The 7934-nt window shown below is 38.2% G+C and carries 8 protein-coding genes; 2 read left to right on the top strand and 6 right to left on the bottom strand.

All coding sequences use genetic code 11. From position 1 onward, the window contains the following. The first annotated feature begins 231 nt into the window (after window positions 1–231). Window positions 232–486 carry a hypothetical protein gene (locus EUBHAL_RS12275; protein ID WP_005350340.1) on the top strand — a complete coding sequence of 85 codons (255 nt, stop codon included), beginning with the start codon at window positions 232–234 and terminating at the stop codon, window positions 484–486. A 280-nt stretch (window positions 487–766) separates the two neighbouring features. Here the strand turns inward: EUBHAL_RS12275 and EUBHAL_RS12270 are convergent, their stop codons facing one another. From EUBHAL_RS12270 to EUBHAL_RS14965, 5 genes are all read right to left on the bottom strand, one after another. Then, window positions 767–2437 (bottom strand): ammonium transporter, encoded by a 1671-nt coding sequence (locus EUBHAL_RS12270; RefSeq protein WP_005350336.1) that lies wholly within the window; start codon window positions 2435–2437, stop codon window positions 767–769. Between the two features lie 333 nt (window positions 2438–2770). Beyond that, window positions 2771–3133 carry a hypothetical protein gene (locus tag EUBHAL_RS12265; RefSeq protein WP_005350334.1) on the bottom strand — a complete coding sequence of 121 codons (363 nt, stop codon included), beginning with the start codon at window positions 3131–3133 and terminating at the stop codon, window positions 2771–2773. Further along, window positions 3121–4791, bottom strand: coding sequence for an RsmB/NOP family class I SAM-dependent RNA methyltransferase (locus EUBHAL_RS12260; RefSeq protein ID WP_005350331.1), 1671 nt, complete (start codon window positions 4789–4791; stop codon window positions 3121–3123). Before EUBHAL_RS12260 ends, EUBHAL_RS12265 begins: the two co-directional genes overlap by 13 nt. 55 nt (window positions 4792–4846) lie before the next feature. After that, entirely contained in the window at window positions 4847–5320 is a 474-nt protein-coding gene (locus EUBHAL_RS12255; protein WP_022170690.1) for a CBS domain-containing protein, read from the bottom strand. A 441-nt stretch (window positions 5321–5761) separates the two neighbouring features. After that, window positions 5762–6352: an NUDIX hydrolase gene (locus EUBHAL_RS14965; RefSeq protein WP_005350325.1), complete on the bottom strand. Its 591-nt coding sequence runs from the start codon at window positions 6350–6352 to the stop codon at window positions 5762–5764. Window positions 6353–7232: 880 nt separating this feature from the next. On the opposite strand from EUBHAL_RS14965, the gene EUBHAL_RS12245 reads away from it, so the two are divergent. Further along, window positions 7233–7625, top strand: a complete 393-nt coding sequence (locus tag EUBHAL_RS12245) for a DUF3783 domain-containing protein (protein WP_005350321.1) — start codon at window positions 7233–7235, stop codon at window positions 7623–7625. A gap of 88 nt (window positions 7626–7713) precedes the next feature. Here the strand turns inward: EUBHAL_RS12245 and EUBHAL_RS16035 are convergent. Then, window positions 7714–7934 (bottom strand): hypothetical protein (locus EUBHAL_RS16035; RefSeq protein WP_005350320.1); only part of this gene is annotated, 221 nt, incomplete at its 5' end.

Below are 7934 nucleotides of genomic sequence, written 5' to 3'. Positions count from 1 at the left end.
GGGAGTCATCTCCCAACTGATATATCTTTAAATTATACACTATACATGTAAAAAATGCTAATTTTCATATTTACATTTCAAGAAAATTATGGTAATATATTCCTTGTAAATAACCATTAGGTATATAGTTTAGAAAGGATGGTGTCAAATTGGCAATTAAAAATAACGTAAAACCAGACACTGTACTAAAGACTTTCTGGAAGAATAATCAGCGGTTTGCAGATTTAGCATATGATAGCAGATTCTCTTATTTACTTAAAGGAATACAACGAGATAACAGCTAAAAACAGAAATGAAAAAAATTTTGATACATCCGATGAATTTTTATCCGGCCTACAAAAAAGTGACCGTTTACATCCAGTAATAAGCTTGTGCATATACTATGGAAAAGAAGACATGAGAATGAGTCTGCCTGGGAAACTAAATTTCGAAGGATTGACACAAAAATCCATAAGAAAAAATTATTATTTTTACACATTAAAATAACAATATGAGTGTCGAACTCTTATGACTCAACTTTTTAAAAAGCCACAATCTTCTGGCGATTCCCCAAATCACTCCAACATGAAATAGTAATTCCATCTCCAGCAAAAACACAGCACCCAAAGAGAGCAGGTAGCCTATATTTGTGGCCTTAGAACGAGGATTGAATGCGAGCCCGGGGGCGAACATTCAACCCGCAGTGATAGAGTCACAAATATAGGCTACCTGCTCTCTTTGGGTGCGTCTTCTTGCCTGCGGTAATTATTATTTCACTGGCAAATTCCTATTTTTCTTCGTTATCTAATGCTGCAATTCCCGTTTCATTGGTTCGGATTCTCACAACATTTTCTACATCGTAAAGGAAAATCTTACCATCGCCGTACTCGCCAGTATAAAGTGCTTTCTTTGCGGCTTCTACGACTAATTCCGGTGGTACTGTAGATACGACAATGTCTACCTGAAGCTGTGGCAGAAGGTTCATATCAATCTTAACACCACGATACTGTCCAGTTTTTCCTTTCTGTGTTCCACAACCCATTACATGGGATACTGTCATACCTGTTACACCAATCTGGCTCATGGCATCTTTCAGAATGGCAAAACGGTCTTCTTTACACATAATTGTAAGTTTTGTATAACGTCCACCTGTTTCTTTTGCACCGCCGATGACTGGAGCGAGTTTCTTGTCTCTTAAGTCTGTTACATCGATTGTTTCTGTTGTTACACCGCCCATTGTTGTTGCGGAAATTGGAAGGAAATCTGCATATGCTGATGCAAGATCATGTTCTGCGATATCAAGACCCATGATTTCTTCTTCTGCACTGACACGAAGTCCTATTGTATGTTTAAGAATTGTAAATACGATTGTCATTGCAACTGCTGTGTATGCTGCGATACATACAACACCCAGTACCTGTACTCCAAGCTGGTGGAATCCGCCACCATAAAATACACCATTGTTATAATCGAAAAGTCCGACTGCTACTGTACCCCAAAGACCATTACATCCATGAACGGCTACGGCACCTACCGGGTCATCAATTTTTAGTTTCTGGTCAATAAATTCTACGACTATTACTACAAGTATACCATCAACAAGTCCGATAATCGTTGCACCAACGGCATCTACATTCGCACATCCGGCTGTGATACCTACAAGACCTGCTAAAGAAGCATTCAGACACATGGAAACATCAGGTGCTCCGTTTCTGATCCATGTAAACATCATACAGACAAAAGTTGCTACTGCCGGTGCGATAGTTGTTGTTCCAAGAATCTGTGCTAACTGTGTAGGATCAGATGCTGCTGCACCGTTGAATCCATACCATGCAAACCATAAGATAAAGCATCCAAGTGCGCCAAGTGTAAGAGAATGTCCCGGAAATGCATTTACAACAGTTTTTCCGTCTTTTCCTTTTGTATATTTACCAATACGAGGTCCAAGCATTGCGGCACCGATAACAGAAGCAATACCACCGACCATATGAATTACAGAAGAACCTGCAAAATCAACATAGCCTAATTTTGCGAGCCATCCTGCACTATTCCATACCCATCCAGCTTCAATCGGGTATACGATTGCACTGATAACTGCGGAATAAATACAATATGTAGAGAACTTTGTTCTTTCTGCCATTGCTCCGGAAACGATTGTTGCTGCTGTTGCACAAAATACTAACTGGAAGAAGAAATTGGACCAGTCAAAGTTTGCGAAGTCTGTGAACATCTGATATTCCGGTCTTCCGATCAGTCCAAAGAAATAATTTTCACTGTTCATAATACCGTAACCAAGAACGAAGAATACGACTGTTCCAATACAGAAGTCCATCAGATTCTTCATAATGATATTTCCGGCATTTTTCGCTCTGGTGAAACCTGTTTCCACCATTGCAAAACCACACTGCATAAAAAATACTAATACTGCACCTAAAAGGTACCAAACACTCATATCCATACTTTTCACTCCTAACTTTTTTTGCAGGTCTTTCCTGCTTTTTCAAGAAAATGCTTTCTCACTCGCGAAGTGTTTTTATTTTATAAATTTTTATAAAATAAAAAATGGACGCCAAAACAATTATGTTTCAGCGCCCTTGCTTTTCATGCATTTATTTTTGCATTTTTGGGCTTGTAAGTCAATGTCAGTTTTGACTTAACTTTTTTAGTTCTTTGGGTGAAATTTTATTATATTGTGACAGTGAAATTTTACGATAACAAATAGTGCTTAATTATTTTAAGTCTTATGGCATTTTTACTTATTTTTTTAAAAAGCTCATGAAACTGAGGAAAATCAACATTTTTTATTGTCAATAAAGAAAGTTATGATATTATTATTTGTTGAAGCACTTATGGTATAGCTATATTTTCCTGTATCAGAATTTACATAATCAACATCAAAAGACATATCAGGACTTGGATATTCCTTCAATTTTTCTAATTCATCAATACTATGAAAACATGGACGCATTACATGGCCATCTTCATCCCATGTACTACAACTACACTCTCCAAACTTATGTTTTCCATTTTCAAACATTTTCAATATTGAAATAATGTTGCTTCGCAATATATTGTCATCTAACTCATATATTACACTATTTGATAACTCTCTTTTTGATATAATATTTATCATACAACTTCTCACTTTCTCCATCCCGCTGGATATTTGTTTTTCAGATTATTGTTTACGAGTTTTCCAAATCCCAGTGGATGTCCTGCTGCCATAACTAGCTGCCAGCCTTTTCGCTTTTTTTCTCCGTTGATCAAATCGCTTACGTCAAGGGTTTCGCCGCGAAGATATCGCTGTAATCGTTCATCATCTGCTGGAAAGTCAAGTACCTGATCAAAATCCTGTGCACGGAGTGCGAGTGCAAATGGCTGAGACGGTTCAAATCTTTTCTTTTTGAATTCGCCCATGAAAAGGCCATTTCTCAGGAAATGTAATCCTCGTCCATCATATTGTGGTTCTGGAAGATAGTAAAGATTATCGCCTCGCACGTCAATTCTGCCCACATCATAAGCAAGGTTTACATGGGCGAAGAAGTCTTCTGCGGCTGCTTTTTGCTCTTTGCTTAAACTTTTACATTTTTCCCACCAAACGGAACTCAGTGTTTCTGTTTGCTGTTTCTTTTTAGCTTTTTTTGATTTTTTAGAAGCTTTTTCATCTGATTTCTGACTTATTTCAATATTTTTTCTATCAAATACAGGCTCGGCATCTTGCTGATACTTTATTGTATTCTCTTTTTTATCTCTGTTTAATATTTCGCTTGTATTTGCTTCTTGATTCATATGGAATGTCCTGTTCAGACCTGATTCTTTACTATTTTCTGCCTGAAGATAGTTTATATTCTGCATAACAGAATCCTGCTCATCCGATTTTATTTCCTGTTCTGCCCCGCTCTTTTTATGAAGAAGTGCCATAAAATGCCCTTCACCAGACATTTTATGCGGCCAGATTCTACGACAGAGTTTACAGCTTTCGTCAAAAGCTTCGTCTTTATAGGATGTGAGTCCTTCCGCAAAATTTTCGTAATCTTCCATTGGAACGACTTCCATATCCGGGCGTTCCTTTAAAAGATGAGTGATTGTCTTTTCATTTTCCAAAGGGGAAAATGTACAGGTGGAGTAAAACATCATGCCACCTGGAAGTAACATGTCCGCTGCCTGCACGATAATTTCCCGCTGTAATTTTGAAAAATATTCCGGACCTTTTTCTTTCCAGGAATCTACAACGGCTGGATTTTTTCTAAACATTCCTTCACCAGAACATGGGGCATCCACCATAATCTTATGGAAAAATTCTGGAAAACGCTCTGCAAGGACATGAGGTGGCTCATTCGTCACAAAACTATTGGAAATACCAAATAATTCAAGGTTACGAAGTAACGCTTTTGCTCTTGCTGTATTGATATCATTTGCCACTAAAAGGCCCTCTCCTTGTAAGGCTGCTCCAAGTTCTGTTGCCTTACCGCCAGGTGCAGCACAAAGATCAAGAACTCTCTCTCCTGGCTGCACTTTCAGTCTGGATGCCGGAGTCATGGCACTTGGCTCCTGTAAATAATAAAGCCCTGCACTATAAAAAGGATGCTTTGCTGGAACATCCTCTGCGTTGTAAAAATATCCATTTGAAATCCACGGAACTTTTTTTAAATGAAAAGGAGCAATTCTTTCGAATTCCTCCAAGTTCATCTTTAAAGTATTCACCCGCAGACCATATTGTCTCTGCCCGTCAAAACCGGTAAGAAACGCTTCATAATCTTCTCCTAAAATCTCTTTCATGGAGTCAAGGAAAGACTGTGGTAAATCTGCCATTGAAATATCTCCTTATTGTTTGTTATTTATTCTTAGAGCGTGTTTGAAAAATGCTCTAGTGAAATGTTCGTCCCGCTTGCTGTGTATTATGTACATTCTGCTCTGCCAGAGAACTTTTTGCTAACACATCTTTTTTCTGTTTTAATAACTCTTTTATAATTTCTTTTCTGGTGATAATACCGATAAACACGTTACGTCCATCTACAACTGGCACAAAGTTCTGATTAAGGATATGATTATCTAACTGTTCAATATCCGCATCAATACTTACTGGTTTGTAATCCCAGCGAAGACGCATGGACTTCACATGAGACTTACGCATTACTTCCATATCCATATGATACTCTTCAATGAGATTCCAGAGGAAATCCCCCTCGGAAATTGTTCCGACATAGCGCCCCTTCTCATCAATGACCGGTACCGCCTGATAACCATGTTTATGAATGACACGCAATGCCTGTGCTACGGTGTCTTCCTGATGTATGTATGTTACTTCACTTTTAGGAATCAAATAAAATGATATATTCATAATAATTCTCCTTCTCACCCTTGCTTCAATCCCCAGAGAAAATGTATACTCTCTAAGTTCAAGAATGCCTCGGCATTCTTGCTGCGAGATGCGCGTCATGCAATGCATGACATACTCCCCAATCAATGCTTCCCTTTAATACATACACATCATAACATAAGAAAAGAGATTTCGGTAGCCTTTTGCGAAAGCTTCATAAAATCTTCATAATTGTGTAATTTCTGGGTTGGCACAGGCAAGAGTAGACTCACCCAAAGCGAGAAGATTTTTTGTCAGTTGTGCCCAAATTTTTGAGGCGTACGTGAGTGCGTACGTTGATGAAATTCGGGTGCGACTGGCGGAAAATCAGCCACAAAAGCAAGTGCAAGAAAGACTCCGAGCGTACATTTTTACTTCAGTATGCAAAGAACAGAATTCATCCTTGCCTGCGGCGAACCAAAATTAGAAATGTTTCTCAATATATGGAGCCATTACTTTTTCGAATTCCTCATCTCTAGGCCACCACTGATCATGTGTTGTCTCTTCGATTGGCTGTCCCTGAATATCATAAACAGTTATTTTCCCCTCTGGGTTGCCCGTAAATGCAGCAAGTTCTTCAAATTTTACCTTTACGACATTACCTGCATCAGCAAAGTCTTTTTCTGCATGGTCTGTAACATACAGGTAACTCTGTACAAATGTATTATCAAAGTATTTATCTTTTTTAATCTGCTGATGGATATGTCCGATATATGTGAGCTGCTCTTTTTCCAGGAAAAGTCCTAACTGTTCTTTAATCTGGTGAACCATAGCTTCTTCGTGTGTTTCTTCCGGGTCAATGTGGCCGGATGTAAGGATGTCGTATGCTCCTTTGTAAACTATATCGTCCTCTGCTCTCTTCTGTAAATAGAACCAGAGCTGATCATCCTTTTTCTCTGCTAACCAGAAATGGACTACCTGATGTAAGAGTCCCTGTGTATGTACTTCTTCGTATGGTGCAACACCGATTACGTTATATAAGCTGTCATAAATCTTGTAATTTTTTTCTTCCATAATGTCCTCCCTGCATGTATGCGTTTATGCTAGAGCGTGTTTGAAAAATCATTTTTCAAACATGCTCTAGTGTACCGCCAATCGGTACGCTAGGTATTTTCCTTCCCCTATTGTATCTCATTTTTAGGAAAATACCAGAGTTTTTTTACTATTTAATTCATTAAGCAAACTACAGACGAAGCCATTACCCCCAATAAGGCATATTTGTGATTTTAGTCGCGGCGCGTTGAATGTTCGCTCCACGCGCTCGCATCCAACACTTGCTCCAAGACCACAAATATGCCTTATTGGGGGCAATGGCTTCTGTGCTGTGGCTGGAGAAGATGAATTAAACAGGAGGAGGAGATTTGGGGACAGAAGCTGATGTCTTCTGCTTACTTGAGAATGACTGGGAATAGAGGGGATGAGTTGGCTTTTTATCTTATTGTTGTTATTTTGCTATATTCCGTATAGAACGTGTTTAAAAAATGCTTTCTGCAAAGTTACTGTTACTGCAAAAAAGATGATTTCTAAAAAAAGCTCCATTTATAATTCGCTCACATACTTGCATATATACAGGATGCAAAAGCATAGTACCCATCAATGGGAGGCAGAAATGTTGCAAAAAATTTAAGAATTAAATATTTGATTTTTTAAAAAATATCGCATATAATAATGATGAGAACAACACATTGTTCTTCTTCATCTGATGAGTCCTGTGACGGTTCCGACAGGACGCTAATATAAAAATTGACCGAACGATGAAGATTTTCAAACGAGAGGCTATTTTTAAGTCTCTCGTTTTATATTATAGGAGACATTATTTATGAGTAACGACGTGCTTGGGTTGTTGAAAATTCACTATAAAAAATAAATAATATATTATACGAGGAGTTATATTATGAAAGAAACTATTTTACTTTATAATTTAGATTCTGCTGCTATTCGAAATAAAATCAAGTTTTTATGTATACAAGGTGGTATTCATATTCGAGTTGTGGAAAAGAATCAGTATGATGTACCTATTGGAACGCTGGCTTTTGGAAAAAAAGAAGATATGGAACTATATCTTCGCTCTGAGAGTTCAGAAGAAAAGCCTTCTTTTAATGACCCAATGCTGGTGTTTGCCGGATTTACCGGACAGAAGCTTGACCAGTTTTTAAATGCGATGCGTAAGCAGAAGATTCCAAAAATTAATCTGAAGGCTATGCTGACAGAGCATAATGTGAAGTGGGATTCGATGACTTTACATGATGAATTAGCTAGGGAACATGAGGCTATGAATAAAAAATAGGAATTTGCCGGGGTGAGTAAACAGACGAACCCCCAGAGAAAATATACCCTATATCTGTGACTTTAGTCGCGGCGGTTTGAATATTCGCTTAAGTGCTCGTATCCAAACCTTGCTCCGAGGCCACAGATATAGGGTATATTTTCTCTGGGGGTTCTGGTTGTTTCAATCCGGCAAATTTATTAAAAGATTTGGGGAAGAAGTCAGGAGAGATAGAAGTAATTCGAGTCAATCCTTCAAAAAAAGTTACAACGAAAGCTATAACCTTCTGGAGCGTCCTCAAATCCCTCCAACAATAAATAGCAATTCCAT

The sequence above is a fragment of the Anaerobutyricum hallii DSM 3353 genome (genome assembly GCF_000173975.1).
Classification (GTDB): Bacteria; Bacillota; Clostridia; order Lachnospirales; family Lachnospiraceae; genus Anaerobutyricum; species Anaerobutyricum hallii.
This window is presented reverse-complemented; position numbering and strand designations above follow the sequence as displayed.

Bases quoted from the DNA above. Each gene is read 5' to 3' on its own strand.
- EUBHAL_RS12275 (WP_005350340.1), top strand. From the start codon at position 232: ATGATAGCAGATTCTCTTATTTACTTAAAGGAATACAACGAGATAACA.
- EUBHAL_RS12270 (WP_005350336.1), bottom strand. From the start codon at position 2,437: ATGGATATGAGTGTTTGGTACCTTTTAGGTGCAGTATTAGTATTTTTT.
- EUBHAL_RS12265 (WP_005350334.1), bottom strand. From the start codon at position 3,133: ATGGAGAAAGTGAGAAGTTGTATGATAAATATTATATCAAAAAGAGAG.
- EUBHAL_RS12260 (WP_005350331.1), bottom strand. From the start codon at position 4,791: ATGGCAGATTTACCACAGTCTTTCCTTGACTCCATGAAAGAGATTTTA.
- EUBHAL_RS12255 (WP_022170690.1), bottom strand. From the start codon at position 5,320: ATGAATATATCATTTTATTTGATTCCTAAAAGTGAAGTAACATACATA.
- EUBHAL_RS14965 (WP_005350325.1), bottom strand. From the start codon at position 6,352: ATGGAAGAAAAAAATTACAAGATTTATGACAGCTTATATAACGTAATC.
- EUBHAL_RS12245 (WP_005350321.1), top strand. From the start codon at position 7,233: ATGAAAGAAACTATTTTACTTTATAATTTAGATTCTGCTGCTATTCGA.